The sequence below is a fragment of the Streptomyces sp. NPDC045846 genome, from assembly GCF_056431605.1.
On record NZ_JBWKKJ010000010.1, the window covers coordinates 366457 to 392050 of the forward strand.

Sequence of the window (25594 nt, forward strand, 5' to 3'; positions counted from 1 at the left end):
GCGGGTCATCGCGCGCAGGCCCCGGCGAACCTGGCGGCCACCTCGGGGCGGGCCGCCCAGTGCGTGTGCAGATAGCTGGCGTGCACACCGTCCTGTACGAAACCCTCGACGCGGCGCTCCGGGTGCACGATGCCCCACGCGGGGTCGGCGCCCGCGCCCGGCTCGATGACGGTGCGGTGGAACTCGTGGCCGCGCAGCCTCGTCCCGGCGGCGGCCAGGCTGTTGTCCCGCACCGCCACGGCCTCCCGGTACCCGAGGGTGAGCCGCCCCGACATCCGCGCGTCGGCGTCGAGCACCCCGCACATGGGCCGCCCGTCGAGCGAGCGCGCGAGGTAGAGCAGCCCCGCACACTCGGCGGCCACGGGCGCCCCCGAGCGGGCGAGCTCCGCGACCGCCTTGCGCAGCGGTTCGTTGGCGGAGAGCTCGGCCGCGTACACCTCGGGGAACCCGCCGCCTATCACCAACCCGCTTGTGCCGAGCGGGAGTTGCTCGTCGTTGAGCGGGTCGAAGGTGACCACCTCCGCTCCGGCGGCGGTGAGCAGTTCGGTGTGCTCGGCGTAGGAGAAGGTGAACGCCGAGCCGCCCGCGACGGCGATGACCGGCCGCCGCGCGGAGTCAGGGGAGGACTCGAAGCCCGGGGCCCACGCCTCGGTGTCCAGCGGCGGAGCCGACCGCGCCAGGGCCAGCAGCCCCGGCAGATCACAGCCCTGCCGCACCTGCTCGCCCATCGCCGCCACCGCGTCCACCGCCTCGGCCCGCCGCTCGGCGACCGGCACCAGACCCAGGTGCCGGGAGGGGGTGTCGACCTGGGGGGCGCGGCGCAGGGCGCCGAGGACGGGGATGCCCACGTCCTCCATCGCCTCGCGCAGCAGCGCCTCGTGCCGGTCCGAGCCGACCTTGTTGAGGATCACGCCGCCGATCCGCACCTCGGGATCCCAGGAGGCGAAGCCGTGCACCAGCGCGGCCACCGACCGCGACTGCGAGGAGGCGTCCACGACGAGCACCACCGGGGCCCGCAGGAGCTTGGACACCTGGGCGGTGGAGGCGAGCTCGCCCAGCCCGCTCGCCCCGTCGTACAGGCCCATCACGCCCTCGACCACGGCGAGGTCGCAGCCGCGCGCGCCGTGCGCGAACAGCGGGGCCACCAGCTCGGGCCCGCACATGTACGCGTCGAGGTTGCGGCCCGGCCGCCCGGTCGCGAGCGCGTGGTAGCCGGGGTCGATGTAGTCGGGGCCCACCTTGTGCGGGGACACGGCGAGCCCCGAGCGAGCGAACGCGGCCATCAGGCCGGTCGCGACGGTGGTCTTGCCGCTGCCCGACGCGGGGGCGGCGATGACGAGACGTGCTACCACTCGATGCCCCGCTGGCCCTTCTGACCGGCGTCCATCGGGTGCTTGACCTTGGACATGTCCGTCACCAGGTCCGCGAACTCCACGAGCTGTTCGGGCGCGTTGCGGCCGGTGATGACCACGTGCTGGGTGCCCGGCCGGTCGCGCAGCACCGAGACGACCTCGTCGACGTCGACCCAGCCCCAGTGCAGCAGGTAGGCGAACTCGTCGAGCACGTAGAACTTGTACGTCTCGGCGGCCAGGTCGCGCTTGACCTGCTCCCAGCCCTCGCGGGCCTTCTCCTCGTGGGTCGGCTCGCCCTCGGCGGTCTCGCGCTGGATCCAGGACCAGCCCTCGCCCATCTTGTGCCAGTCCACCCGGCCGCCCTCGCCGGACGCCCCGAGCACCTTCAGCGCGTTCTCCTCGCCGACCCTCCACTTCGCCGACTTCACGAACTGGAACACCCCGACCGGCCAGCCCTGGTTCCAGGCGCGCAGCGCCATCCCGAACGCGGCCGTCGACTTCCCCTTCCCGACACCGGTGTGCACCATCACCAGGTGCCTGTTGCGACGCTGACGGGTCGTCAGACCGTCCTCGGGTACGACACTGACCTGTCCCTGCGGCATTAAGCGGCCCTCCTCGAAGTTCCCTGAACGTCCTTGACGAGACCGGCGATCGCGTCCGCCCGCAGCTCGTCCAACGTGACGGCGCTGCCGCCGAGTTCGCGCGCCAGCTCCCCGGCGAGCCCCAGCCGCACCATGCCCGACTCACAGTCCACGACGACCGACGCGGTGCCCTCGGCGGCGTGCAGCCGGGCCGCGCGCCCGGCGAGCACCACCGGCTCGGGGCCGCCCGTCGCCCGGCCGTCGGTGACGACCACGAGCAGCGGCCGCCGCGAGGGATCGCGCAACCGCTCCACGCGCAGCACGTCATGGGCCCTGAGGAGCCCGGCCGCGAGCGGGGTGCGCCCGCCGGTCGGCAGCGATTCGAGCCGGGCCGCGGCCGCGTCCACCGACGAGGTGGGCGGCAGCGCGACCTCGGCCTCCTTGCCGCGGAAGGTGATCAGACCGACCTTGTCGCGGCGCTGGTAGGCGTCGAGGAGCAGCGAGAGCACCGCGCCCTTGACCGCGCTCATCCGCTGCCGGGCCGCCATCGACCCGGACGCGTCCACCACGAAGAGCACGAGGTTGCCCTCGCGGCCCTCGCGGGTGGCCTGGCGCAGGTCGTCACGGCGTACGACGAGGCCGCGGCCCGAGCGGCCGCGCGCCCGCTGGTGCGGCGCCGCGGCCTGCACGGTCGCCGTCAGGTGCAGCTTGGTGAGCGCTCCCTGGGGGCGGCGCGAACCGGTGGTGCGGCCGTGGTCGGTGCGGGCCCGCGAGCGGCGGCCCGCCGCACCCTCGCCGAGCCCCGGCACGCTCAGCATCTTCGTACGGAACGGCTCGGCGGCCTTCACCGCTCCCCGCTCGCCGGGACCGCTCGGCGTGGGCGCGGCGGGCGGCTCCGGGGCGTCGGACGTGTCCGGGGTGGCGTCGGACCCGTCAGGGCTCTCGGGGGAGTCGCCCTGCGGCGGCACCCCGCCGCCTCCGCCACCGCCGCCGGGGCCCTCGGGGCCCGGGTCCGGATCGTCGTCGCCCTCGTTCTCGTCCTGGAATTGCTCCAGGGTCTCGTCGAGCTTGTCCTCGTCGAGGCCCGGCGCGTCGAAGGGGTTGCGCCGGCGGCGGTGCGGCAGCGCGAGCAGCGCGGCCTGGCGGACGTCCTCGCTCGTCACCTCCGTGCGCCCCGCCCAGGCGGCGAGCGCGGTGGCCGTGCGCGCCATCACGATGTCGGCGCGCATGCCGTCCACCTCGAACGCGGCGCAGGTGGCCGCGATCTGGAGCAGCACCGCGTCGCCGAGCACGACCGAGGGCAGCAACTCCCTCGCCGCCACGATCCGTTGGCGCAGCGCGTCCTCCTCCTCGGCCCAGCGCGCGGCGAAGGCGGCCGGGTCGTCGTCGTACGCGAGGCGGCGGCGCACCACCTCGACGCGCTGCTCGGGCTCGCGCGAGGCCGCGACCTCGACGGTCAGGCCGAACCGGTCGAGCAACTGCGGCCGCAGCTCGCCCTCTTCGGGGTTCATGGTGCCGACCAGGAGGAACCGGGCGGCGTGCCGCACCGAGACGCCCTCGCGCTCGACGTAGGAGGACCCCATCGCGGCGGCGTCGAGCAGCAGGTCGATGAGGTGGTCGTGCAGCAGGTTGACCTCGTCGACGTACAGGATGCCGCGGTGCGCGTCCGCGAGCAGACCCGGCTCGAAGGCCTTCACGCCCTCGCCGAGGGCCCGTTCGATGTCGAGGGCGCCCACCAGGCGGTCCTCGGAGGCGCCGACCGGGAGCTCGACCATGCGGGCCGCGCGGGCAGCACCCGGTCCGCTCTCGTGCGGGCCGTCCGGGCACCGCGGGTCGGGCGCGGCCGGGTCGCAGCTGAAGCGGCAGCCCGCCACGACCGCCACCTCGGGCAGCAGATCCGCGAGCGCCCGTACGGCGGTGCTCTTCGCGGTGCCCTTCTCACCCCGCACGAGGACACCGCCCACCGCCGGGCTGACGGCGTTCAGGAGCAGCGCGAGGCGCAGGTCGTCCATGCCGACGACGGCGGTGAACGGATACCGGGTGCTCATGTGCCGATCTCTCCTTCGAGTAGTGCTGTACGCCGCGGCGCGGCCGGGGTGGTCACGGCGCCCCCGGCGGGATGAAGGGCAGCCCGGCGGGCGGGCCCTGCTCGATCAGCCGCAACAGGGCGCCGGTGTCCGCGTGTTCTTCGATCAAGTCGCCGAGCCGGTCCAGCTGCTCCTCGCGCAGCGCCCCGAACGAGGTGTCCGGAGCGGGCACGAACCGGCGGCCCGCGGCCCCGGCGACCTCTTCGAGGAAGCGGCGCCGGAACCCGTCGCTCTCCAGGGAGCCGTGCCAGTGCGTGCCCCACACCGCGCCGACGCGGCAGCCGTCCAGGAACGGCTCCCCGCCCAGGACCTCGGCCACGCCGTGGTGGATCTCGTACCCCTCGACGGGCTCGCCGAGGGCCTCGCCGACGGGCCGGGCCAGGGTCTTGTCGACGGCGAACCGCACCCGTACCGGCAGCAGTCCGAGGCCGGGCACCGAGCCCGCCTTCGACTCGATGTCGTCCTCGATGTGCTCGCCGAGCAGCTGGAAGCCGCCGCAGATGCCGAGCACCGGACGGTCCGCGGCGGCCCGGCGCGCCAGCTCCGCCGCGAGGCCGCGCTCGCGCAGCCACTCCAGGGCGCGCACCGTGCCGCGCGTGCCCGGCACCACCACGAGGTCGGCGTCGGCGAGCTCCTCGGGCCGGTCCACGAAGCGGACGACCACCCCGGGTTCGGCCGCGAGCGCGTCCACGTCGGTGAAGTTGGACATCAACGGCACCGCGCACACCGCGACCCGCAGCACGTCCTCGCCGACCGGCGGCGCCACCACGGACTCGCGCACGGCGCCGCGCATCGACACCCTGAGCCCGTCCTCCTCGTCGATGCCGAGGCCGTGGGCGTACGGCAGGATCCCGTAGGTGTGCCGGCCGGTGAGGCCGCGCAGCATCTCGATGCCGGGCTCCAGGAGCGAGACGTCGCCCCGGAACTTGTTGACGACGTACCCGGCGACCAGCGCCTGGTCCTCGGGGCTCAGCAGCGCCGTCGTCCCGAAGAACGAGGCGAACACCCCGCCGCGGTCGATGTCGCCGACCACCACGACGGGCAGCCGCGCGGCCCGCGCGATGCCCATGTTGACGATGTCGGTGCGCCGCAGATTGATCTCGGCCGGGCTGCCCGCCCCCTCGCAGATCACGGCGTCATACGTGCCCCGGAGCTCCTCCAGGCACTCCAGGACGGTGCCGAGCAGCGCCTCCCGGCCGCCCCCGCGCAGGGCCCGGCCCGAGGACGGGTCGGCGGAGCCGAAGAACCCGCGGGCGCTCAACTCGCCCACCGGCTTCCCCATGAGGACGACCTGGCTCGAGCGGTCGCTCCCGGGCTTGAGCAGCACGGGGTTCATCAGCGCGGTGGGCTCCACGCGCGCCGCCTGTGCCTGCATCGCCTGCGCCCGGCCGATCTCCGCGCCCTCGCGCGTGACGAACGAGTTCAGCGACATGTTCTGGCCCTTGAACGGCGCGACCTTGACGCCCTGCCTGACCAGCCACCGGCAGATCCCGGCCGTGACGACGCTCTTGCCCGCGTCCGAGGTCGTGCCCGCGATCAGCAGCCCGCCACCCATATACGTCCCTTCCTCACAGCGGCCCTCGCCGCGACGGCCGTGGCCAGCGTCAGCCAGCCCACCGTGCGCGAGAGCCGTACCGCCCGTTCGATGTCGGCGACTTCCACGGCCCGCCCCGGGCCGTTCAGGACCGGCCGGTGCTCGACGCGTCCGGCGTAGGAGAGCGTGCCGCCCAGGCGTACGCCGAGAGCGCCCGCGAACGCGGCCTCGACGGGGCCCGCGTTGGGGCTCGGATGCTGGGCGGCATCGGCCCGCCAGGCCCGTACCGCGCCCCTGGTGTCCGGGCCGGCCAGCGCGGCGAGCGCGGCGGTGAGCCGGGCGCCCGGCCAGCCCGCCACGTCGTCAAGGCGCGCCGAGGCCCAGCCGTACCTGCGGTACCTGGCCGACTTGTGCCCGACCATCGCGTCCAGCGTGTTGACGGCCCGGAAGCCCACGAGGCCCGGCACTCCCGCGAGCGCGCCCCACACCAGGGCGCCGACGACGGCGTCCGAGGTGTTCTCGGCGACCGACTCGACGACGGCCCGCGCGATGCCGTCGGCGTCCAGGGACTGCGGGTCGCGCCCGCACAGGTGCGGGAGGCGCTCCCGGGCCACCTCCACGTCGCCCGCGGCGAGCGCGCCGCCGATCGCCCGCGCCTCGCGGCCGAGCGAGGTGCCGCCCACCACGGCCCAGGTGGCGGCGGCGGTCAGCGCGACGGACGCGGCCGGTCGGTTCCGTACGGCGCGGGAGAGGAGGGCCGCGGCGCCCGCGGCGCCGCCCGCGCACAGCAGGGTGTGCAGCGCGCCCCGGCCGCGGTGGTCGCGCCACAGGACGCGCTCGACGGCGCCGGCCGCGCGGCCGAACGCGGCGACCGGATGCCCGCGGCGTGGATCGCCGAGCAGGAGGTCGCCGAGGAGTCCGGCGGTGGCGCCGTAGGCGAAGGTGCGATCGGCCCGCATGCGGTCAGCCCGCCAGGGCGTCGCGGGAAGGTCCGGAAAGTCTCAACTGGCAGGCGCGCATGGCGGTATGTCCTCACTCAGGGTGTCCGCGCCCTGGTTCGACGTGACCGGCGGTGAGAGTTCCTGGCTCACGGGGATCACTCCCCGGTGACAGTGGCGGGACCGCGCCGGATTCGCACCGGCTTCCTCTTCTGCCGCCGTAGCTGGCCGGTGCAGTCCACCACGCTGCGAGAACACCCGTCAACTTGCTGTTGACCTGCGGCGCGAGAGAGTGGGTGGTGCCACAGCGAAGCGCCCCCCGGCACAGGCCGGAGGGCGGCTCGGATGGTGCCTGTGGGTCAGGCGACGATCAGATAGATCCCGTACGCCACGGCCGCCGCGCAGAGCGCGAAGCAGGCGTACGCGCCGGTGCGGGCCACGGCCGGGGCGCCGCTGGCGGTGCCGGATGCCGCCGCCTCGCGCTTGCTGAGGCCGACGATGCCGAGGGTGAACAGGCCCACCAGGCCGACGGTCACCGCGAGGCTGACGCCGAAGACGGAGCCGAGAGCTGCCCAGTCGATGTGCATGAGGATTCCTTAGCTGTGCCGGAGGACCGGGGTCAGACCGTCGCCGGGGTGGGCGGGTCGGCGGGGGTCACCGGGGCCGGGGCCTGGATCGTGGCCTTGAGGTCGGTGGCCGCGACGGCCGCGCCGGTCGGGGGCGGGGTGACCGCGGCGATCGCGGTGGTGACGACGCCGGCGGGCTCGGCCTCGGAGGCCGCGCCGATCTCGTCGGCGGTGACGTTGTGGTGGTCGACCGGCTGGCGGCGCGACAGCTTCCAGATGGTGCCGGAACCGGCGATCAGGAGGATGGCGACGGCGACGATGCCCCAGGGGCCCTGCTTGGTGAGGAACTCGGCACCCGCGCCGACCAGGGCGGCGGCCGGCAGCGTCAGGACCCAGGCGACGGCCATGCGGGTCGCGGTGGACCAGCGGACCACACCGCCCTTGCGGCCGAGGCCCGCGCCCATGACGGAGCCCGAGCAGACCTGGGTGGTGGAGAGCGAGAAGCCGATGTGCGAGGAGGCCAGGATGACGGTGGCGGCACCGGTCTGGGCGGCGAAGCCCTGCGGCGGGCGGAGCTCGGTGAGGCCCTTGCCCATGGTGCGGATGATGCGCCAGCCGCCGATGTAGGTGCCCATCGCGATGGCAAGACCGGCCGACACGATGACCCACAGCGGGGGGTTCGAGCCCGGGTGCAGCACGCCGCCGGTCACCAGGGCGAGGGTGATGATGCCCATCGTCTTCTGGGCGTCGTTGGTGCCGTGGGCGAGCGAGACGAGGCCGGCCGAGGCGATCTGGCCCGCACGGTAGCCCTTGGCGGTGGCCTTCTCGTCGGTGTTCCGGTTGATCCGGTACGTCAGCCGGGTGGCCAGCATCGCGGCGATGCCCGCGACGATCGGGGCGGCGACGGCGGGGAGCAGCACCTTGGTGACGACGGTGGAGCCGTTGACCGAGGACCAGCCGGCCGACATGACCGCGGCGCCGATGAGGCCGCCGAACAGGGCGTGCGAGGAGCTGGACGGCAGCCCGAGCAGCCAGGTCAGCAGGTTCCACAGGATGGCACCGACGAGGGCCGCGAAGATGACCTCGGTTCTGATGCCTTTCTCGTCGATGATCCCGCCGGAGATCGTCTTGGCGACCTCCACCGACAGGAACGCGCCGACCAGGTTGAGCGCGGCGGACATGGCGACCGCCGTCTTGGGCTTCAGGGCGCCGGTCGAGATGGTGGTGGCCATCGCGTTGGCGGTGTCATGGAAACCGTTCGTGAAATCGAACACGAGAGCTGTCACGATCACAATCGCGAGCAGCAGCGTGATGTGTTCCATTTACCCAGGCAATCGTTCGACGTCAGTGGCTGGACGAACGTAAGTAACCTGAGTGAACGGAAGATGAACTGGGGCGGGCGCGATGGTGTCCGTGGCCACTTCTCGCCGCCCGCCGGGCCGGCGAGCCCGTTCACCGCCCGGCCGCGAACCGCCTCAACTGCTCGGACGTGCCGTTGAAGAGATTCTGGTCACCCGGCAGGCTCCCGCTCCCGTTCTCGTACTGCCAGAACGTCCAGTACGACCAGCCCGCCGGCAGCGCGCCCGGCGTGCTCGCGTACCGGGCGAGCCAGAGGGGATGGGCCGCGGCGAAGGCCCGGCTGCGGCCGGTGCAGGCGTTCCACCATCCGGCGGTCGTGTAAATCACCGGCCGCCGTCCCGTGCGCCGCAGCACCTCGTCGCTGAACCCGGCGATCCAGGCGGTCATCGCGGCGGGTTTCAGGCCGTAGCACTTGTCGCCGCTGCCGCCCTTGGCGTCCTTGCCGTACGGGTTGTGCTCCAGGTCGACCGCGGGCGGCAGCGTCCAGCCGTCGGCCGACCAGCCGCCCCCGTTGCGCACGAAGAAGTCGGCCTGAACCCGGCCGGACGACTGGTCGGGCACCGCGAAGTGATAGGCCCCCCGGACCAGCCCCGCCTGCCGGGCGCCGTCGTACTGCTGCCCGAAGTAGGGGTTGCGGTACGAGGTCGACTCGGTCGCCTTCACATAGACGAAGGACGCCCCGCGGCCCTTCGCCGAACCCCAGTCGACGTTCCTCTGGTGCGAGGACACGTCGTGGCCGAGCGGCTTGTCCGCGGCCGACGCACCGGGCAGCGCCGTGAGCGCCGCACAGCCGAGGACGGCCGCGGCCACGGACGCCGTGAGCGCGGCCCGCGCCCGGGGCGGGAACGGATTGCGGTCACGGGCCATGATGTCCCCCCAGAATTGCGGTGTTACGGCACAAAGCACCCAGAGGCTAGTGGAAGATCACGTTTCGGCCCGCGTGCCCCGGCCGCTCCCGCCCTGGCAGGATCGGCCGCATGAGCGACGACGACACGGCGACCGCCGACGCATGGGCCGAACTGGTCGACACCGCGCGCAGGACCGCGGCCGAAGGGCTGGTCGTCGGCACCTCGGGCAACGTGTCGGTCCGGGTGGGCGAGCTGATCCTGGTCACCCCGACGGGCGTCCCCTACGACCTGCTCGGGCCCGCCGACACCGTCGCCGTCGACCTCGAAGGCCGCCAGGTCAGGGGCACGCTCCGGCCCACCAGCGAGACCCCGATGCACCTCGCCGTGTACCGGAACACCGACGCGCGCGCCGTCGTCCACACCCACGCCGTGCACGCCACGGCCGTGTCCACCCTGGTGACCGAGCTGCCCCTCGTCCACTACATGGCCGCCGCCCTCGGCGGCCCGGTCCGGGTCGCCCCCTACGCGCTGTACGGCAGCGAGGAGTTGGCCGAGAACATGCTGGGCGCCCTGCGGGGCCGCACCGGCTGTCTCCTCCAGAACCACGGAACCGTCACCTACGGGAGCGGCCTCGCCCAGGCCTATGACCGCACCGCCCAACTGGAGTGGATGTGCCGGGTCTGGCTCACCGCCGCGGCGCTGCCCGGCCGCGCCCCGAGCCTGCTCAGCCCCGCCCAGCTCGACGAGGTCGCCGAACGGCTGCGCGGCTACGGGCAGCCGTAGCCGGGTCGGCGCCGCCCCGCCGGGCCCCGCCCACTGGCACGTTGGCGCCCCCGCCCCGAGACTGAAGAGGTGCGCCCCGCGACGAAGACGGCAGCGGCCGTCACCACACTCCTCGGCATCGGTGCGGCAGCGGTCGTCGCCGGACGCTACGCCAGCGACGCGGCCCTCAAGGCGCCGCCGGGCAGACCGCTGCCCACCGACCGCACGCTGACCGTGCACGCCACCGCGCCCGGCCGCGTCACCCTGACCCGCTCGCTCGAGGCGCTGCGCCCGGGCAGGTACGGGCTGGAGTCCGAGGACGCGCACGCCGTCGTCGGAGACATCCTCGACGGCGCCCCGCACACCGCCGACACGGTCGTACGCCGTCTGGAGCGGGTCACCCGCGGCGCCCTGGCGGCGGGGGACCGGGTGCGGCTCACCCCGCAGGTGCACCACGGCACCCCGTCCACCGCGCTCGGCATCGACCACCAGGACGTCGAGGTCCCTGGTGAACTCGGGCCGCTGCCCGCCTGGTTGGTGCCCGGCGACCGTGCCACCTGGGTGATTGCCGCGCACGGCCTCGGCACCACCCGCGAACACCCGCTGAACGTCCTGGAGTTCCTGCGACGCCAGCAGCTGCCCGTACTCCTCCTCGCCTACCGGGGCGACGACGGGGCGCCCTCGTCCCCGGACGGCCTCGGCCACCTGGGCGACTCCGAGTGGCGCGACCTCGACGCCGCGATCCGCTACGCCCTGCGGTCCGGGGCCCGGCGGGTCATCCTGCACGGCTGGTCCACCGGCGCCACCATGGCCCTGCGCGCCGCCGCCCACTCGCCCCTGCGCGAGCGCGTCAGCGGCATCGTCCTCGACTCGCCGGTGCTGGACTGGGAGTTCACCCTCAAGGCCCTCGCCTCGGCGCGCCGCACTCCGGGCCCCCTGCTGCCGCTCGCCGTCCGGGCCGCCCAGGGCCGCACCGGCATCCACGGCGACCGCCTCCAGGAAGCCGTCGACCCCAGGGCGCTGAACGTGCCGACGCTGCTCTTCCACGGCCCCGACGACACCCTCGCCCCCTGGGGGCCGTCTCGCGAACTCGCCGCCCGGCGGCCGGAACTGATCACCCTGCACACTGTCGCGCAGGCACCCCACGCCGCCATGTGGAACGCCGACCCGTCCCGCTACGAAGAAGCCCTGCGCCGCTTCCTGACCCCCCTCATGTGAGACCCGGCGACCCCGTCGCGCCGGGATCGGACGGTTCCGTTTCGCCTTTCCGGTGGTGACGGTGGCGTGGCCCTGCGGGAGGCGGTCTCCGGGCACCGGCGGCCCCGGCGGTCTCCGGCGCGGTGGGGCCGGCCGGTTCCGCTTGGTCTTTTCGGGCGCCGGCGGGGCGGTGTTCCCCGGCGGGGCGGTTCCCCGGACCCCCAGCTGTCCCGGCGGCCCCCGGTGTGCCGGGGTCGGCCGGTTCCGTTTGGGCTTTCGGCCGGTGACGGGGAAGACTGCCTGCGTGACGTCCCGGAAGCCTGAAGAGAAGTTGCCGCGCGACTCCAGACTGCGGCTTGTCCGCGCCCCGCACCCGATGCAGGCCCGGCCGCTCGCCGCCGCCCGCAGAGCCGCGACCGACCGGCGCGGGCGGTCGGCTCCCCGGCCGCCCGCCGGCACCCCGGCCGCCGGCGAACTGGCCCGCCACGCCAGGGCGGTGCTCGCCGACGCCGTGCGCGTGGCCCGCTGGATCGACGCCGAGCGCGCCCGCGGCGCCGCTCCCGGACCGGACCGGCCGGGACCGCTGCCCGCCCCGGTCGCCGAGCGGGCCGCCGCCGCACTGGGGCTGACACCGGGTCAGGTGCGGGCCGGCTGGGACCGGGCCCGGCTCGCCGGACTGGTCGAGCTGCACGGCGCGACCGTGCGGCCCGGCTGGCGGCTGCGCGCGTGGGACCGCGACGACGCGGCCGTCCTGCGCGGCTGGGTCGCCCTGTTCGACGCCTGGTCGCTGGTCCATCCCGCCCCGGACGACATCGCCCCCACCGCGGTCGCCGAGGTTGTCGAGGCCGTCCCGCAATTGCTCTCCCTCCTCCAGCTCTCGCACGGGCCCGTCCTCGTGCCGGCCCTGCTCGACCTGCTCGAACAGCGCGTCGCCGAGCTCCGCGAGGAACGCTGCGAGGTCCCCTACGGCCCCCAGCCCGACCCCGTGGCCCTGCCGCCGCTCCTTCCGCACCTCCTCGGCTGGGCCCTGGCCGGTCTCGCCGCGGTCGGCGCGCTCGTCCTCGGTGAGGACCAGGCCACCCTGACCCCGCTCGGCAACTGGGCGGTCTGGGTCAAGCTGGAGCAGATCTGCGTCGCCGCGCAGAGCCCGGCCGGGAACATCGAGCAGTCCGCCGAGGACATGCTGCGCGGCTGCGCGGGCCTCACCCCGGGCCCGGCCCGTGCCGAGTACCGCGCCTGGACCGCCGCGCGCACCGTCGGCAGCGCCGTCACCGAACTGCTCGACGTGGCCCGGGGCGACGACGCCCTGCTGCGCGGGCTCGCCTTCGAGGCGCTGCGGGTCGTGGGCGCGCCCGCCGAGGCCGCCGTGCGCGCCGCCGCCACGGAGACCTGCCTGCGCCCCTACGCCCTGCTCTGGCTCGCCGAGTACGAGGGCGGCGACCCCGAGGACGTGCTGAGCGTCCTCACCCGCGAGGAGTCCACCTGGCTGTGGGTCGACACGGCCGCCGCCGTGGCCGACCACGGCGAGAGCGAACTGCTCGTACGCCACCTCGACTCGGCGGTGCAGGGCACGGTGCCCGCGCTGCTCGACGAGGTGCGCACGGTCGGACACCCCCGCACCGTGCAGGTCCTCGTCGCGCTCGCCGCGGCACACCCCGACCCGGCCCTGGCCAAGGCGGTCCGTCGCGCCGCCTTCCAGGTCCACACTGGTTCCGTATAGCGACGGCGCGACGCGCGTAGCGACAGCCGCCCGCCCCCAAGGGCGGCCCGTCCCGCGCCCTCAACTCGCCCTGTGCGCCGACCGGTTGACCGTGCCCGAGGCGCCCGGCCCCGCCGCCTACTCCGCGCTGCCCGGCGCGTACGTCCCGAAGCTCCACACGTTGCCCTCCGCGTCCCGCGCCATGTAGTCCCGCCCGCCGTAGTCCTGGTCCGTGGGCTCCATCAGGATCTCCACCCCCTGCTCGGCGGCGCGCTTGTGGTGCGCGTCCACATCGCCCACCACCACGTACACCCCCGCCGGGCCCGCGTTCGCCATCGTCCGGTCGAAGAGGCCGCCGCGCCCCTTGGAGCCGACCATCACGACGCCGGTCCCGTAGGACAGCTCGGCGTGCGTCACGCTGCCGCCCTCGCCCTCGTACACGCACACCTCGGTGAAGCCGAAGGCGTCCTTGAGCTGGCGGATCGCCGCTTTCGCGTCCCCGTAGAGAATCGTCGGACATACGCTCATGCCGCTCGCTCCTTCCGCGTCCAAGCCGCTGACTGTGACCTGGATCTCAGTGTTGCACCCGGCACTGACAACGCCCCCGGACGCCCGGTTTCACCGCGCGAAGGTGTCGCAGCGGGCCATGTCGCCCGTCTGGTAACCGGTGTAGAACCACTGCTGGCGCTGCTGCGCCGAGCCGTGCGTCCAGGTCTCCGGGGTGACGCGGCCCTGGAACTTCTGCTGGATCCGGTCGTCGCCGACCGCGGCCGCCGCGTCGAGGCCGTCCTTGATGTCCTGTCCGGTGAGCCGGGAGATGAGCGGGCGGCCGGTCGACTTGTCGGGAGTCGTCGTGGCGTGGTGCGCCCACACCCCGGCGTAGCAGTCGGCCTGCAACTCCACCTTCACCGCGTTGCTGTTGGCGCCCTGCCGCCCGTCCTGCGACTTCTGCAGGGTGCCCATCAGGTTCTGGATGTGGTGGCCGTACTCGTGCGCGACCACGTAGGCCTGCGCGAACGGCCCGCCGCTGGAGCCGAACTTGGTGCGCAGTTCGGTGAAGAAGCCGAGGTCGAGATAGACCTGCCGGTCGCCGGGGCAGTAGAAGGGCCCGACCGCCGAAGTGGCCGCGCCACAGGCGGTGTTGACCCGGTTGGTGAAGAAGACCGTCCGGGCGGGGGAGTATTTGCCGCCGCGTCGGGGGAACTCCTGGCCCCAGTAGTCCTGCACGCTGTTGACCACCGCGACGATCCGGCAGTCCTCCTTGGTGTTGGCGTCCGCACCGGTGCGGCAACTCTGGTTCACCTGGGCCTGCGACGAGGAGCTCGCGCCCGGCGCGGTGTCGCCCGAGGAGAGGCCGAGCTGCTCCGGGCCCACGCCGAAGAACAGGCCGAGGAGCAGCGCGATGAGGCCGACGATCCCGCCTCCGACGGTGGCCCGGCCGCCCGGGATCCGGCTGCCGCGCACATCGTCGACCTCGGACGTGTCCAGATTGGCGTCGTCGTCGAACTGCATGGGCGCACCACTCTCTGTCTCACCCGGGCCGATCCGTCGGGGCGGCCCGCTCAAGGTCACCCTGAGTATCGGCAAAGCCACCCCGAGTATCAATCGGTTCATTGCGCTACGCCCGTTTTATTACGTCGGCCGATACGCTCTGCGCGTCATGGACCGGACCCGTCTCGCGCTGGCCGCCGTCGCCGCCGTACTCGCCCTGCCGCTGGTCACCGCGGCCCAGCACGTCGACCGGGCCCCCTACGGCGACCACTTCGTAGCCCTCGCGGCGACCGGCACGGATCCGTCGGCGGTACGGATCCGGGGCGCGGCCGTCGAGGCGTACGACCCCGGCACCGGGGCCCGCGGATGGACGTACGGGAGGCAGGGCAGCCGGCCGCTCGCCCTGTACCGCGCGCCCGGGCACGCCTTCGCCCTCTGGGCCGACGGCATGGTCACCGACACCGGGGCCCACCGGGTCCGCTGGCACCGGGCGGTGCCCGGCCTCGGCGCCTGGCTGACGGGCCGGCCCGAGCGCGCCGCCGGGGTGCTCCAGCCGCTCGACGCCGACGCGGGCATGCTCGCCGTCGTGACCCCCCGGCGCGTCAGCGCCTTCCGGGCCGCCGACGGCGACCTGCGCTGGCTGCTGCCCGCCCGCGAGGGATGCGCCTTCGACCCCGGACGCACCGCGCACACCGGCGGGGTGCTGCTGCTCGCCCAGCCCTGCCGCGGCCGGGTCGCCTGGAGCCGGGAACTGGCCGCGGTCGACGCTCTCGGCAAGATCACCCCCGGCCGTACCCCGCTGGGCAACGACCTCCCAGGTCAGCGGCGGAGCGACGGCGGCGGAAACCGGGTTGCGCGACCCAGTTAGAATTGGCCTCATGGCAATTCTCCTTGTGCATTAGGCGGCGTAGACCTCCGCGAGCCCCCTCCCGTCCGCCGTCCACACCGCCCTGGAGTCTTTCCGTGATCACCGCCACCGGCATCGAGCTGCGCGCCGGCGCCCGAGTCCTCATCGAGTCCGCGTCCTTCCGCGTCGCCAAGGGCGACCGCATCGGCCTCGTCGGCCGCAACGGAGCAGGCAAGACCACCCTCACCAAGTGCCTGGCCGGCGAGGGCATCCCGGCCGCCGGCACCATCACGAGCTCGGGCGAGGTCGGCTATCTGCCGCAGGACCCGCGCACCGGCGACCTCGACGTGCTCGCCCGCGACCGCATCCTGTCCGCCCGCGGCCTCGACGAAGTCCTGCGCAAGATGCGCGAGAACGAGGACCGCATGGCGAACGGCAAGGGCGCCACCCGCGAGAAGGCGATGAAGAAGTACGAGCGCCTGGAGACCGAGTTCCTCACCAAGGGCGGGTACGCCGCCGAGGCCGAGGCCGCCACCATCGCCGCCGCCCTCGGCCTGCCCGACCGGGTGCTCGGCCAGCCCCTGCACACGCTCTCCGGCGGTCAGCGCCGCCGCATCGAGCTCGCCCGCATCCTCTTCTCGGACGCCGACACCCTGCTCCTCGACGAGCCGACCAACCACCTCGACGCCGACTCGATCGTCTGGCTGCGCGACTACCTCAAGACCTACCGCGGCGGCTTCATCGTGATCTCCCACGACGTCGACCTCGTCGAGACGGTCGTCAACAAGGTGTTCTACCTGGACGCCAACCGCGCCCAGATCGACGTCTACAACATGGGCTGGAAGCTCTACCAGCAGCAGCGCGAGGCCGACGAGAAGCGCCGCAAGCGCGAGCGCCAGAACGCCGAGAAGAAGGCCGCGGCCCTCAACTCGCAGGCCGACAAGATGCGCGCCAAGGCCACCAAGACCGTCGCCGCGCAGAACATGGCCAAGCGCGCCGAGCGGCTGCTCTCCGGCCTGGAGGCGGTCCGCGTCTCGGACAAGGTCGCCAAGCTGCGCTTCCCCGAGCCCGCGCCGTGCGGCAAGACGCCGCTGACCGCCGAGGGCCTGTCGAAGTCGTACGGGTCGCTGGAGATCTTCACCGATGTCGACCTGGCCATCGACAAGGGCTCGCGCGTCGTCATCCTCGGACTGAACGGTGCTGGAAAGACCACCCTGCTGCGGCTGCTCGCCGGGGCCGAGAAGCCGGACACCGGCGAGGTCACCCCGGGCCACGGCCTGAAGATGGGCTACTACGCGCAGGAGCACGAGACGCTCGACCCGGACCGCACGGTCCTGGAGAACATGCGCTCCTCCGCGCCGGACCTGGACCTGGTCGAGGTGCGCAAGACGCTCGGTTCGTTCCTCTTCTCCGGCGACGACGTCGACAAGCCCGCCGGGGTCCTGTCCGGCGGTGAGAAGACCCGTCTGGCGCTCGCCACCCTCGTCGTCTCGTCCGCCAACGTCCTGCTGCTCGACGAGCCCACCAACAACCTCGACCCGGCCAGCCGCGAGGAGATCCTGGGCGCGCTGCGCACCTACAAGGGCGCCGTCGTCCTGGTCACGCACGACGAGGGCGCCGTCGAGGCGCTCCAGCCCGAGCGCATCATCCTGCTGCCGGACGGCGTCGAGGACCTGTGGGGCCCGGACTACGCGGACCTGGTCGCCCTCGCCTGACCGGGGGCTCCGGGGCGGATCGGTGCATGATCCATCCGCTGATCCACTGCGTATGGATCATTCGGCTCACGCGTGATCCTCAATCTGAGTGAGTGCGTCTCGTACCCCGGTGTGTCCTGTGCGGGATCAAGGTTCGCCCCCTGCAGGGCGGGCCTTTTTCCGTGTGTGACCCGGAACACAGCGCTGACCTGGCGCTTCGTCTCGACTTATCGCTCGCGATATGTCCCCGGCCAGCCGGAATGCGATATTCCGGCCCGCTGGGCGGCCGCTCGCGCCCGGAAGCTTGTTGGACGGACCTTGCCGAATGGGTGGCCAGGAAGCCCGGGAGGGGTGATCATGAGAAGTCCAGAGCGCACTTCCCATGAGGAGGCACGGGTGGCCGAGACTCTGAAGAAGGGCAGCCGGGTAACCGGCGCCGCGCGCGACAAGCTCGCGGCAGACCTGAAGAAGAAGTACGACTCCGGTGCGAGCATCCGGGCGCTGGCCGAGGAAACCGGCCGGTCCTACGGATTCGTCCACCGGATGCTCAGCGAGTCCGGGGTCACTCTCCGTGGACGCGGCGGAGCGACACGGGGCAAGAAGGCCGCCTCGGCCTGACGAGGCGGTTCCGGACAGCTCCTGTGGCCCACCGGGTCCGGTGGTGGCCACCCGGTCGGCCCAGCGGTCGACCGGGTGGTTACTGTGCAGTCACTTAATGACCGCCGACGCGGTCATTCACTGACGGCCACTGACCCGGAGGCGCTCCATGGCTACGTCCGCATCCGCACGTGAGGTATTCGACAAGGACGGCGTCCGGCTCTCCGTCGACGACGCGGTCGCCACGGTGACCCTGACCAACCCGGCCAAGCGCAACGCCCAGTCTCCCGCTCTGTGGCGGGCGTTGGCACAGGCCGGTCGGTCGCTCCCGGGCAGCGTTCGTGTCGTCGTGCTGCGCGGCGAGGGCAAGTCCTTCTCCGCGGGCCTCGACCGCCAGGCCTTCACTCCCGAAGGCTTCGACGGCGAGCCGTCGTTCATCGACCTCGCGCGCGGCTCCGACGAGGACCTCGACGCGGAGATCGCCGCGTACCAGGAGGCGTTCACCTGGTGGCGCCGCAACGACATCGTGTCGATCGCGGCCGTCCAGGGGCACGCGATCGGTGCCGGTTTCCAGCTCGCCCTGGCCTGTGACCTGCGGGTCGTCGCCCAGGACGTGCAGTTCGCCATGCGCGAGACCAGCCTCGGGCTCGTCCCCGACCTGACGGGTACGCATCCGCTGGTCGGACTCGTCGGCTACGCCCGCGCGCTCGAAATCTGCGCCACCGGCCGCTTCGTCGGTGCCGAGGAGGCCGAGCGCGTCGGCCTGGCCAACCTCGCCGTGCCCGCCGACGAACTCGACTCCGCCGTACGTGACTTGGCGGGCGCGCTGCTGGCCGCGCCGCGTGACGCCGTGGTCGAGACCAAGGCGCTGCTGCGGGGCGCGAGCGGGCGGGACTACGAGGAGCAGCGGGTGGCCGAGCGCGCGGCCCAGGCCCGTCGGCTGCGGGACCTGGCCGGGCTCTCCGACTGAACCGGTCACCCTCTGGTGGCCGTGGGCGGGCCGAGGCTGTTCGCGGAGCGTCAGCCGGCCCACGTGACCAGCACGGCCACCGAATCCGCCTCCGGCACGGCCCGCGCCACCGCGGCGCGCGCCGCCCTGGCCACCTCCAACGGGTGGCGGGCGGGTCCGGTCGCCAGCTCCACCCGCACATGGCCACCCGTGGTGTCCACCGGCGGGCCCAGCTCGGACGTCAGGTGCGCGACGCCCGGGGTCGCGAGCGCGGCCGCGGCGGCCGCACCCGCGGGAGGCGCGGCAGGGCCGGGCGAAGGACCGCCGGGCGAGGCATCCGGGAGGGCGTCGAGCAGTGCCGTCACCCGGAGGTCGATGTCCGAGACGACCAGGCCGAGCCGTTCGTCCGCCGCCGTGAACAGCGCCTCCCGCAGGCGCGCCGTGAGCTCCGGCAGCGGCTGTCCGCCCAGGGCCGCGAGCTCGGCCGAGACGCGGACCGGTCCCGGCGGCAGGGCCGTCGGCGGCGCCGGGACCACCGGTTCAGCCCCCTCCTCCGGCGCTGCCGGGGCGAGCCGCAGGGACGTCACCGCCAGCCCCGGCAGCGCCGCCGCCGCGGCCCCCAGGACCGAGGCCGCCGCCCGTTCTGTCACCCATACGCCGTCCTGAGGACCACCCAGCGCGAGCAGGCGGCCCAGGCCCAGCCTGCGGCGTACCGCGGAACTCCAGCTGTCACCCGTCATGGCCCCAGCCTGCCGCATCGAGGGCGCGAGTCGGGGCAACCGCACTTAATGTGGGCAATGGAGTCCAAGGTGAAGGGACAACGGTCATGAGTGACACCCCACAGCGCGGTCGGCCCGGCACATCCGTCGGCGATCCGGCGGGCGAAGCGGTCGAGCAGGCCAAGAAGACATCGGTCACCAAGCGGGGCGGCGGCGATCCGGGCGGCCGCGGCCGCACCACCATCGCCGACGGCGTGGTCGAGAAGATCGCCGGCCTCGCGGCCCGCGACGTCATGGGCGTACACGCCATGGGCAGCGGCCTGTCCCGTACGTTCGGGGCGGTCAGGGACCGCGTGCCCGGCGGCAAGTCGGCGGTCACCCGAGGGGTGAAGGCCGAGGTGGGCGAGGTGCAGACCGCGCTCGACCTCGAAATCGTCGTCGAGTACGGCGTGTCCATCGCCGAAGTCGCCCGCGATGTGCGGGAGAACGTCATCTCGGCCGTCGAGCGGATGACGGGCCTGGAAGTCGTCGAGGTCAACATCGCGGTCAGCGATGTGAAGCTGCCCGACGACGAGGACGAGGAGCCGGAGTCCCGGCTCCAGTAGGAAGCACGGCGTTCCCCCGCATCGCAACGTTCGCAACGCATCGGACCGAGGAGCTCAGCATGGGCATGGCGGTGGTCGGCCTGATGGCCGGCATGGCGCTCGGCTTCGCCGGATACTTCGGCGGCTTCGGGGCATTCCTGCTGGTCGCGGCGCTCGGCGCGATCGGCTTCGTGGTGGGCCGGTTCCTGGAGGGCGACCTCGAACCCGGCGACTTCTTCCGCCCCCGTGACCGCGGCGACCGGCGGCGCTGACCCATGGCGGTGGCCGGAGGGATCGAGCCCGCCGAGCGCGGCGCCACCCGTATCGCCGACCGGGTCGTCGCGAAGATCGCCGCGCAGGCGGCCAGGGAGGCGCTCGACGAGATCCCCCAAGGCGGCGCCCCGCCGCACGCGACCGTCACCGTGCACCAGGAATCCGCCCGGGTACGCGTCAGCGTCGAACTCGGCTATCCCGGGGACCTGGGCGGCCAGTGCCGCGCGGTGCGTCACCAAGTCGCCGAGCGGGTAAGGGCGTTGGCGGGGATGGAGGTGCCCGAAGTGGCGGTGCAGATCGAGCGTCTGCACGCGGCCGGCGCGGGCGCGGCGGACCGGGGGAGGATCCGATGAGCCAGCCGCACGAAGGCGACAACAGCACCCAGCGGCTGCCCGTGATCGAGCAGAGCGTCGATTCGGCGGGCGCCTCAGGGCTCGACCAGTCGGCCTCGGCCGCCGACTACGACGCCGTGCCCGTCCTCGCCGAGGGCGAAGGCGGCAGGGCCGGCCGGTTCTGGTCGGTACGCCGGGTGCCCGCCGGACTGCTCGCGGTCGTGGTGCTGGCCGCCTCCGGCCTCTTCCTCTACGACATCGCCGCCGTACGCGCCCACCGTCACGCGATGCGCTGGCGGGTCCGGCTCGCCGACTGGCTGGCGGACCGCCCCGTCGACGACGTGGCCGTGCTCGCGGGCGCGGGCGTGGTGGCCCTGATCGGCCTCTGGCTCATCGTGCTCGCCCTCACGCCGGGGCTGCGGAGCATCCTGCCGATGCGGCGCGAATCGGCTGCCGTGCGCGCCGGACTCGACCGGGACGCGGCGGCGCTCGTGCTGCGCGACCGGGCCATGGAAGTGGCGGGTGTCCAGTCGGTACGGGTGCGCATGGGGCGCGCCCGGGTCGTGGTGCGCGCCCTGTCGCACTTCCGTGAACTCGACGACGTACGGGCCGACTTGGACGCGGCGCTGGGCGCGGGCATCCGGGAGCTGGGCCTTGCCGGGCCGCCCGGGCTCGCGGTCCACGTGAGCCGCCCGGTGCGGAAGGGCTGAGCCATGCTGCGAACCGTCAACCGGGTGGTGCTCGGCCTCCTCGGGCTCGTGCTGTTCCTCGCGGGCGGGGCGGTGCTCGCCGCCGGGCTCGGGCTCGGCGTGCCCTCCTGGTGGCCCTGGCACGGCAGGACCGACGTACTCCTGAGCAGGTCCCGCCGGGACCACTGGAACGACCAGGGCTGGTGGTGGCCGGTGGTCATCGCCGTCCTGGCGCTGATCGTCCTGCTCGCGCTGTGGTGGCTGCTCGCCCAGCTGCGCCGGGCCCGGCTCGCCGAGGTCCTGGTGGACTCCGGGGACGGGGAGGGCGCGCTGCTGCGGGGCCGGGCCCTGGAGGCGGTCCTCGCCGGGGAGGCGGAGGGGCTCGACGGGGTGTCCCGGGCCCAGGTCGTCCTCGTCGGACGCCGGGCCGCTCCCGCCGCGCGGGTCTCGCTGCTCCTGGAGCCGCATGCGCAGCCCGCGGGGGCGCTCGCGCGGCTCTCGGGTGAGGCGCTGGCCCATGCGCGGGACTCCGCGGGGCTGGCGGAGCTGCCTGCCGAGGTTCGCCTCCGGGCGGTCAAACACCGGGCGCGGCGCGTCAGTTGAGCGCGCCTTTTTCCCCACCCCGCCCCTCCCCGAGACCCTCCGGGGGTTGAAGTGCGCTCCTGGGGCTCCGCCCCAGACCCCGTTCGCGCCTAAAGGGCGCTCGTCCTCAAACTCCCCCAAGGCCTTAAGGGCCAGGGGGGACCCCCATGACGGGCTGAGGTTGCTCATGCGGGCCAGCACCGGTGCAGTTAGGGGCGCGGGGAACTGCGCGAGAAGCGAGCACGGTCCGCGGCCGAAGGGGGTTGGGGGCGCGAGGAACTGCGCGAGCAACCATGCACGGTGGGAGGCCGAAGGGGGTTAGGGGCGCGGGGAACTGCGCGAGAAGCGAGCACGGTCCGCGGCCGAAGGGGGTCGGGGCCGCAGCCACGCTCGGGTCGTGGTCAAAAGGGGGCTGGGAGGGCGAGGGAACGGGGCGAGCGGGCGTTCCGTTGGGGGCCCGCAGCGGCCGGGGGAGCTGCCGAAAAGATCAGCCCCCCGGCGCCTGAGGGACGCGGCAGGAAGTCAGAAGCCGTGGCGCGCGCCGCCGTCCACCGGCAGCACGATGCCGGTCAGGTACGACGCCGCGGGGGAGAGCAGGAACGCCGCCGCCCGCCCGAACTCCTCCGGCGTGCCGTAGCGCCGCAGCGGAATGCGGGCCTCGTGCCCCGCACGGGTCGCCTCCGCGTCGCCGGAGAGCTCGTCGAGCTGGCGCACCCGGTCCGTGTCGATGCGGGACGGAGCGAGCCCGACCACCCGGATGCCGCGCGGCCCCAGCTCGTCCGCAAGCGACTTGGCGAAGCCCGCGAGGCCCGGGCGCAGGCCGTTGGAGATGGTGAGCCCGGGGATCGGCTCGTGGACGGAGGCCGAGAGGACGAAGCCGATCACGCCGCCCGCGTCGAGTTCCTCGGCCGCCATCCGGGCGATGCGGACCGCGCCGAGGAAGACCGACTCGAACGCGGACTGCCATTGCTCGTCGGTGTTGTCCGCGACGAAGCCCGGCGCGGGCCCGCCCACGCTGATCAGCACGCCGTCGAAGCGCCCGAAGTGCTCGCGGGCGGCGGCGATCAGCCGGGCCGCCGCCGCGGGGTCGGCGTTGTCGGAGGTCACCGGGAGGGCGCCCGGGCCGAGTGCGGCGGCGGCCTCCTTCAGGGTCTTCTCGTCGCGCCCGGTGATGACGGCCTTCGCCCCGTCCGCGACGAGCGCGGAGGCGGCCGCCAGGCCGAGGCCCCGCGAGGCCCCGGTGACGATGTACACGCGGTCCTTCAGTCCAAGATCCATGCGTCTATCCTGCCCCCTTCTCGCACTCCGGCTCCAGGGCGCAGGCGGTGGCGACGAGCCCGATGTGGCTGAAGGCCTGCGGGAAGTTGCCGAGCTGGCGCCGGGCCAACGGGTCGTACTCCTCGGCGAGCAGCCCCACGTCGTTGCGGAGCGCGAGGAGCCGCTCGAAGAGCTCCCGGGCCTCCTCCTCGCGGCCGGTCAGGCGCAGCGCGTCCGCGAGCCAGAACGAGCACACCAGGAAGGTGCCCTCGTCGCCGGGCAGGCCGTCCACGGTGGTGCCGTCGGTGCTGTAGCGGCGCAGGAAGCCGTGCAGGCCGAGCTCGGCCCGCACCGCGTCGACGGTGCCCACCACCCGCGGGTCGTCCGGCGGCAGGAAGCCGACGCGGGGGATGAGCAGGGTCGCCGCGTCCAGCTCCCGAGAGCCGTACGCCTGGGTGAAGGTGTTGCGGACCGGGTCGAAGCCCTTCTCGCACACCTCCCGGTGCACGTCGTCGCGCATCCTGCGCCAGCGCCCGGCCGCCCCGCGCAGTTTGGGCTCGGCCTCCAGGGTGCGCACCGCGCGGTCCGCGGCGACCCAGGCCATGACCTTCGAGTGGACGAAGTGCCGCCGCGGCCCGCGCACCTCCCACAGCCCCTCGTCCGGCTCGCGCCACCGTGCCTCCAGGAAGCCGAGCAGGCTGAGCTGGAGGTTCCAGGCGTGCCCCTCGCTCTTGAGGCCCGCCTTGCGCGCCAGGTAGAGCGAGTCGATGACCTCGCCGTACACGTCGAGCTGGAGCTGCTCGACGGCGGCGTTGCCGATCCGTACCGGAGTGGACCCCAAGTAGCCCTTCAGCCAAGGGAGTTCGGCCTCGGGGAGCCTGCGCTCTCCCGCGAGCCCGTACATGATCTGGAGGTCGGCCGGGTCGCCCGCGACGGCGCGCAGCAGCCAGTCCCGCCAGTCGGCGGCCTCCTCCAGATAGCCCGCCGACAGGAGCGCTTCGAGGGTGAGGGTGGAGTCGCGCAGCCAGCAGTAGCGGTAGTCCCAGTTGCGTACGCCACCGATCTCCTCGGGCAGCGAGGTCGTGGCGGCCGCCACGATGCCGCCGGTGGGGGCGTAGGTGAGGGCCTTGAGGGTGATCAGGGAGCGGATCACCGCGTCCCGGTAGGGGCCCTGGTAGCGGCAGCGGCCCGCCCACTCCCGCCAGTCGGCGAGCGACTGCTCCAGGGATTCGTACGGGTCCACGAGGTCGGGGCGGGGCTGGTGCGAGGCGTGCCAGGTGAGGACGAACGCCACCCGCTCCCCCTCGTCGACGGTGAACGACGAGCGCGTGCTCATGTGCTGGCCCCACGTCTTGACCTCGGGGTCGCTGCGCAGCCAGGCTGAATCGGGGCCGGCGATCGCCACCCGGTGCCCGTCCGCGCGCCGCATCCAGGGCACCACATGGCCGTAGTCGAAACGCAGCCGCAGGACGGCGTCCATCTCGACGGTCCCGCTGAGGCTCTCCACGATGCGCACGACGTCGGGGGCCCGGTCGCGCTGGGGCATGAAGTCGATGACCTTCACCGTGCCGGTGCGGGTCTCCCAGAACGTCTCCAGGACGAGGGTGTCCTCCACATAGGCGCGCCGGGTGCACCGCCCCGCGGGGCCCGCCTCGGCCGGGGCGATCCGCCAGTGGCCGTTGTTCTCGTCACCGAGCAGCGCCGCGAAGCAGGCCGCGGAGTCGAAGCGGGGCAGACAGAGCCAGTCGATCGATCCGTCGAGCCCGACCAGGGCCGCGGTCTGGAGGTCGCCGATGAGGGCGTAGTCCTCGATGCGTTGAGTACGTGACGTCACGCCATGGCGTGTTCCCGGCCGGGCAATCCGCTAAGCAGCCGCGGGTTCGGGCGCGGCCGCCGGCTGGGCCGCCGCCGCTTCACGGTCCTGCTTCTCGCGCCGTACGAGGATGAACCAGCCGACCGGTACCGCGGCCGAGAAGAGCCACCACTGAACGGCGTACGCCATGTGCGGGCCGATCGAGCTGTCGTCGGGGGCCGGGATCAGCTCGGGGGAGTTGTCGGGGGTCTCGGGGGCGGTCTGTTCGATGTAGCCGCCGAGCACCGTACGGCCCAGCGCCTTGGCCTGCTGGGCGCTGCTGATCAGCATCACCTGGCGCGGCGGCAGGCCCTTGACGTCCTTGATGCCGCTGGCCGCGGTCGTCTGGTCGGCCATCAGCCGGCCGGTGACCGTGACCTTGCCCGCGGGCGGCGGGGGGATCTTCGGGAAGTCCAGCTGGTTGCCGTTGTCGGCGATCCAGCCCCGGTTGATCAGCACGGTCTGGCCGCCGTCCAGGACGAACGGGGTGAGCACGTGGTATCCGACCCGGCCGTCGGCCGCGGTCCTGCGCCGTACGACGACCTCGTGCGCGGGGTCGTAGGTGCCGGTGGCGGTGACCTGGCGCCAGTAGTCCGAACGCGGGACGGTGTGGCCCGGCGAGGTGAGGTCGGTCACCGGGACCGGCTTGGCCTTGAGGTTGTCGGCGATGAGCGTGTTCTGCGCGACCTTGTGCTCGTGGCGGTGCAGCTGCCAGAAGCCGAGCTCGATCATCGTGGGGATGAGAGCGAGGGCCAGGAGGGTGACGAGCACCCACTGCCGGGACAACAGGAAGCGGTACACCCCA

General features: G+C 73.6%; 26 protein-coding genes and 1 riboswitch. Of the genes, 12 read left to right on the plus strand and 14 right to left on the minus strand.

Features of this window, described 5'->3' with window-relative positions; all coding sequences use genetic code 11:
- Positions 1 to 5: 5 nt before the first annotated feature.
- The 8 genes from AC07F3_RS28700 to AC07F3_RS28735 all read right to left on the minus strand — a co-directional run bounded on the left by AC07F3_RS28700 (position 6) and on the right by AC07F3_RS28735 (position 9284).
- Positions 6 to 1352, minus strand: a complete 1347-nt coding sequence (locus AC07F3_RS28700) for a cobyrinate a,c-diamide synthase (RefSeq protein ID WP_479117309.1) — start codon at positions 1350 to 1352, stop codon at positions 6 to 8.
- Positions 1346 to 1954 carry a cob(I)yrinic acid a,c-diamide adenosyltransferase gene (gene cobO / locus AC07F3_RS28705; RefSeq protein WP_479117310.1) on the minus strand — a complete coding sequence of 203 codons (609 nt, stop codon included), beginning with the start codon at positions 1952 to 1954 and terminating at the stop codon, positions 1346 to 1348. The genes AC07F3_RS28700 and cobO overlap by 7 nt, the downstream gene beginning before the upstream one ends.
- Positions 1954 to 3981 (minus strand): putative cobaltochelatase, encoded by a 2028-nt coding sequence (locus AC07F3_RS28710; RefSeq protein ID WP_479117311.1) that lies wholly within the window; start codon positions 3979 to 3981, stop codon positions 1954 to 1956. Before AC07F3_RS28710 ends, cobO begins: the two co-directional genes overlap by 1 nt.
- Positions 3982 to 4033: 52 nt before the next feature.
- A complete protein-coding gene (locus tag AC07F3_RS28715; protein ID WP_479117312.1) occupies positions 4034 to 5575 on the minus strand; it encodes a cobyric acid synthase in 1542 nt (513 codons plus the stop codon).
- The gene (locus AC07F3_RS28720) at positions 5557 to 6513 is read right to left on the minus strand and encodes a cobalamin biosynthesis protein (RefSeq protein ID WP_479117313.1); all 957 of its coding nucleotides are present in this window, start codon (positions 6511 to 6513) and stop codon (positions 5557 to 5559) included. Before AC07F3_RS28720 ends, AC07F3_RS28715 begins: the two co-directional genes overlap by 19 nt.
- 98 nt (positions 6514 to 6611) lie before the next feature.
- Positions 6612 to 6750, minus strand: a riboswitch (cobalamin riboswitch).
- A gap of 101 nt (positions 6751 to 6851) precedes the next feature.
- Positions 6852 to 7079, minus strand: a complete 228-nt coding sequence (locus AC07F3_RS28725) for a hypothetical protein (RefSeq protein ID WP_479117314.1) — start codon at positions 7077 to 7079, stop codon at positions 6852 to 6854.
- A gap of 32 nt (positions 7080 to 7111) precedes the next feature.
- Complete coding sequence (locus AC07F3_RS28730; RefSeq protein WP_479117315.1) at positions 7112 to 8380, minus strand: inorganic phosphate transporter; 1269 nt, start codon at positions 8378 to 8380, stop codon at positions 7112 to 7114.
- Positions 8381 to 8510: 130 nt separating this feature from the next.
- Positions 8511 to 9284 carry a lysozyme gene (locus AC07F3_RS28735; RefSeq protein WP_479117316.1) on the minus strand — a complete coding sequence of 258 codons (774 nt, stop codon included), beginning with the start codon at positions 9282 to 9284 and terminating at the stop codon, positions 8511 to 8513.
- 110 nt (positions 9285 to 9394) lie between these two features.
- Here AC07F3_RS28735 and AC07F3_RS28740 point away from each other — a divergent pair, with 110 nt between their 5' ends.
- The 3 genes from AC07F3_RS28740 to AC07F3_RS28750 all read left to right on the plus strand — a co-directional run bounded on the left by AC07F3_RS28740 (position 9395) and on the right by AC07F3_RS28750 (position 12944).
- Positions 9395 to 10048 carry a class II aldolase/adducin family protein gene (locus AC07F3_RS28740; RefSeq protein WP_479117317.1) on the plus strand — a complete coding sequence of 218 codons (654 nt, stop codon included), beginning with the start codon at positions 9395 to 9397 and terminating at the stop codon, positions 10046 to 10048.
- A gap of 69 nt (positions 10049 to 10117) precedes the next feature.
- Positions 10118 to 11245 (plus strand): alpha/beta hydrolase, encoded by a 1128-nt coding sequence (locus AC07F3_RS28745; RefSeq protein WP_479117318.1) that lies wholly within the window; start codon positions 10118 to 10120, stop codon positions 11243 to 11245.
- 355 nt (positions 11246 to 11600) lie between these two features.
- Positions 11601 to 12944, plus strand: a complete 1344-nt coding sequence (locus AC07F3_RS28750) for a hypothetical protein (RefSeq protein WP_479117386.1) — start codon at positions 11601 to 11603, stop codon at positions 12942 to 12944.
- Between the two features lie 117 nt (positions 12945 to 13061).
- On the opposite strand, the gene AC07F3_RS28755 is transcribed toward AC07F3_RS28750, so the two are convergent.
- A complete protein-coding gene (locus tag AC07F3_RS28755) occupies positions 13062 to 13451 on the minus strand; it encodes a VOC family protein (protein WP_479117319.1) in 390 nt (129 codons plus the stop codon).
- A gap of 90 nt (positions 13452 to 13541) precedes the next feature.
- Positions 13542 to 14435, minus strand: coding sequence for a KPN_02809 family neutral zinc metallopeptidase (gene ypfJ, locus AC07F3_RS28760; RefSeq protein ID WP_479117320.1), 894 nt, complete (start codon positions 14433 to 14435; stop codon positions 13542 to 13544).
- 148 nt (positions 14436 to 14583) lie between these two features.
- Between ypfJ and AC07F3_RS28765 the strand changes: the two genes are divergently transcribed.
- The 4 genes from AC07F3_RS28765 (at position 14584) to AC07F3_RS28780 (ending at position 18522) form a co-directional block, all read left to right on the plus strand.
- A complete protein-coding gene (locus AC07F3_RS28765) occupies positions 14584 to 15282 on the plus strand; it encodes a hypothetical protein (RefSeq protein WP_479117321.1) in 699 nt (232 codons plus the stop codon).
- Positions 15283 to 15377: 95 nt separating this feature from the next.
- Complete coding sequence (locus AC07F3_RS28770) at positions 15378 to 16976, plus strand: ABC-F family ATP-binding cassette domain-containing protein (RefSeq protein ID WP_114035939.1); 1599 nt, start codon at positions 15378 to 15380, stop codon at positions 16974 to 16976.
- Positions 16977 to 17351: 375 nt separating this feature from the next.
- Positions 17352 to 17573, plus strand: coding sequence for a helix-turn-helix domain-containing protein (locus AC07F3_RS28775; protein ID WP_006123601.1), 222 nt, complete (start codon positions 17352 to 17354; stop codon positions 17571 to 17573).
- Positions 17574 to 17721: 148 nt separating this feature from the next.
- A complete protein-coding gene (locus tag AC07F3_RS28780) occupies positions 17722 to 18522 on the plus strand; it encodes an enoyl-CoA hydratase/isomerase family protein (RefSeq protein ID WP_479117322.1) in 801 nt (266 codons plus the stop codon).
- A gap of 50 nt (positions 18523 to 18572) precedes the next feature.
- On the opposite strand, the gene AC07F3_RS28785 is transcribed toward AC07F3_RS28780, so the two are convergent.
- Positions 18573 to 19241 carry a hypothetical protein gene (locus AC07F3_RS28785; RefSeq protein ID WP_479117323.1) on the minus strand — a complete coding sequence of 223 codons (669 nt, stop codon included), beginning with the start codon at positions 19239 to 19241 and terminating at the stop codon, positions 18573 to 18575.
- An 86-nt stretch (positions 19242 to 19327) separates the two neighbouring features.
- On the opposite strand from AC07F3_RS28785, the gene AC07F3_RS28790 reads away from it, so the two are divergent.
- The 5 genes from AC07F3_RS28790 to amaP are packed head-to-tail and all read left to right on the plus strand — an operon-like array spanning position 19328 to position 21701.
- Positions 19328 to 19825: an Asp23/Gls24 family envelope stress response protein gene (locus AC07F3_RS28790; RefSeq protein WP_479117324.1), complete on the plus strand. Its 498-nt coding sequence runs from the start codon at positions 19328 to 19330 to the stop codon at positions 19823 to 19825.
- Positions 19826 to 19884: 59 nt separating this feature from the next.
- Positions 19885 to 20076 carry a hypothetical protein gene (locus AC07F3_RS28795; RefSeq protein ID WP_479117325.1) on the plus strand — a complete coding sequence of 64 codons (192 nt, stop codon included), beginning with the start codon at positions 19885 to 19887 and terminating at the stop codon, positions 20074 to 20076.
- A gap of 3 nt (positions 20077 to 20079) precedes the next feature.
- A complete protein-coding gene (locus tag AC07F3_RS28800; protein WP_479117326.1) occupies positions 20080 to 20430 on the plus strand; it encodes an Asp23/Gls24 family envelope stress response protein in 351 nt (116 codons plus the stop codon).
- Complete coding sequence (locus tag AC07F3_RS28805) at positions 20427 to 21119, plus strand: DUF6286 domain-containing protein (protein ID WP_479117327.1); 693 nt, start codon at positions 20427 to 20429, stop codon at positions 21117 to 21119. Before AC07F3_RS28800 ends, AC07F3_RS28805 begins: the two co-directional genes overlap by 4 nt.
- 3 nt (positions 21120 to 21122) lie before the next feature.
- Positions 21123 to 21701 (plus strand): alkaline shock response membrane anchor protein AmaP, encoded by a 579-nt coding sequence (gene amaP, locus AC07F3_RS28810; RefSeq protein WP_479117328.1) that lies wholly within the window; start codon positions 21123 to 21125, stop codon positions 21699 to 21701.
- Positions 21702 to 22202: 501 nt separating this feature from the next.
- On the opposite strand, the gene AC07F3_RS28815 is transcribed toward amaP, so the two are convergent.
- The 3 genes from AC07F3_RS28815 to AC07F3_RS28825 are packed head-to-tail and all read right to left on the minus strand — an operon-like array spanning position 22203 to position 25590.
- Positions 22203 to 22958 carry an SDR family oxidoreductase gene (locus AC07F3_RS28815; protein WP_479117329.1) on the minus strand — a complete coding sequence of 252 codons (756 nt, stop codon included), beginning with the start codon at positions 22956 to 22958 and terminating at the stop codon, positions 22203 to 22205.
- A 4-nt stretch (positions 22959 to 22962) separates the two neighbouring features.
- Positions 22963 to 24771 (minus strand): glycoside hydrolase family 15 protein, encoded by a 1809-nt coding sequence (locus tag AC07F3_RS28820; protein ID WP_479117330.1) that lies wholly within the window; start codon positions 24769 to 24771, stop codon positions 22963 to 22965.
- Between the two features lie 30 nt (positions 24772 to 24801).
- A complete protein-coding gene (locus AC07F3_RS28825; protein WP_479117331.1) occupies positions 24802 to 25590 on the minus strand; it encodes an SURF1 family cytochrome oxidase biogenesis protein in 789 nt (262 codons plus the stop codon).
- Positions 25591 to 25594 lie beyond the last annotated feature (4 nt).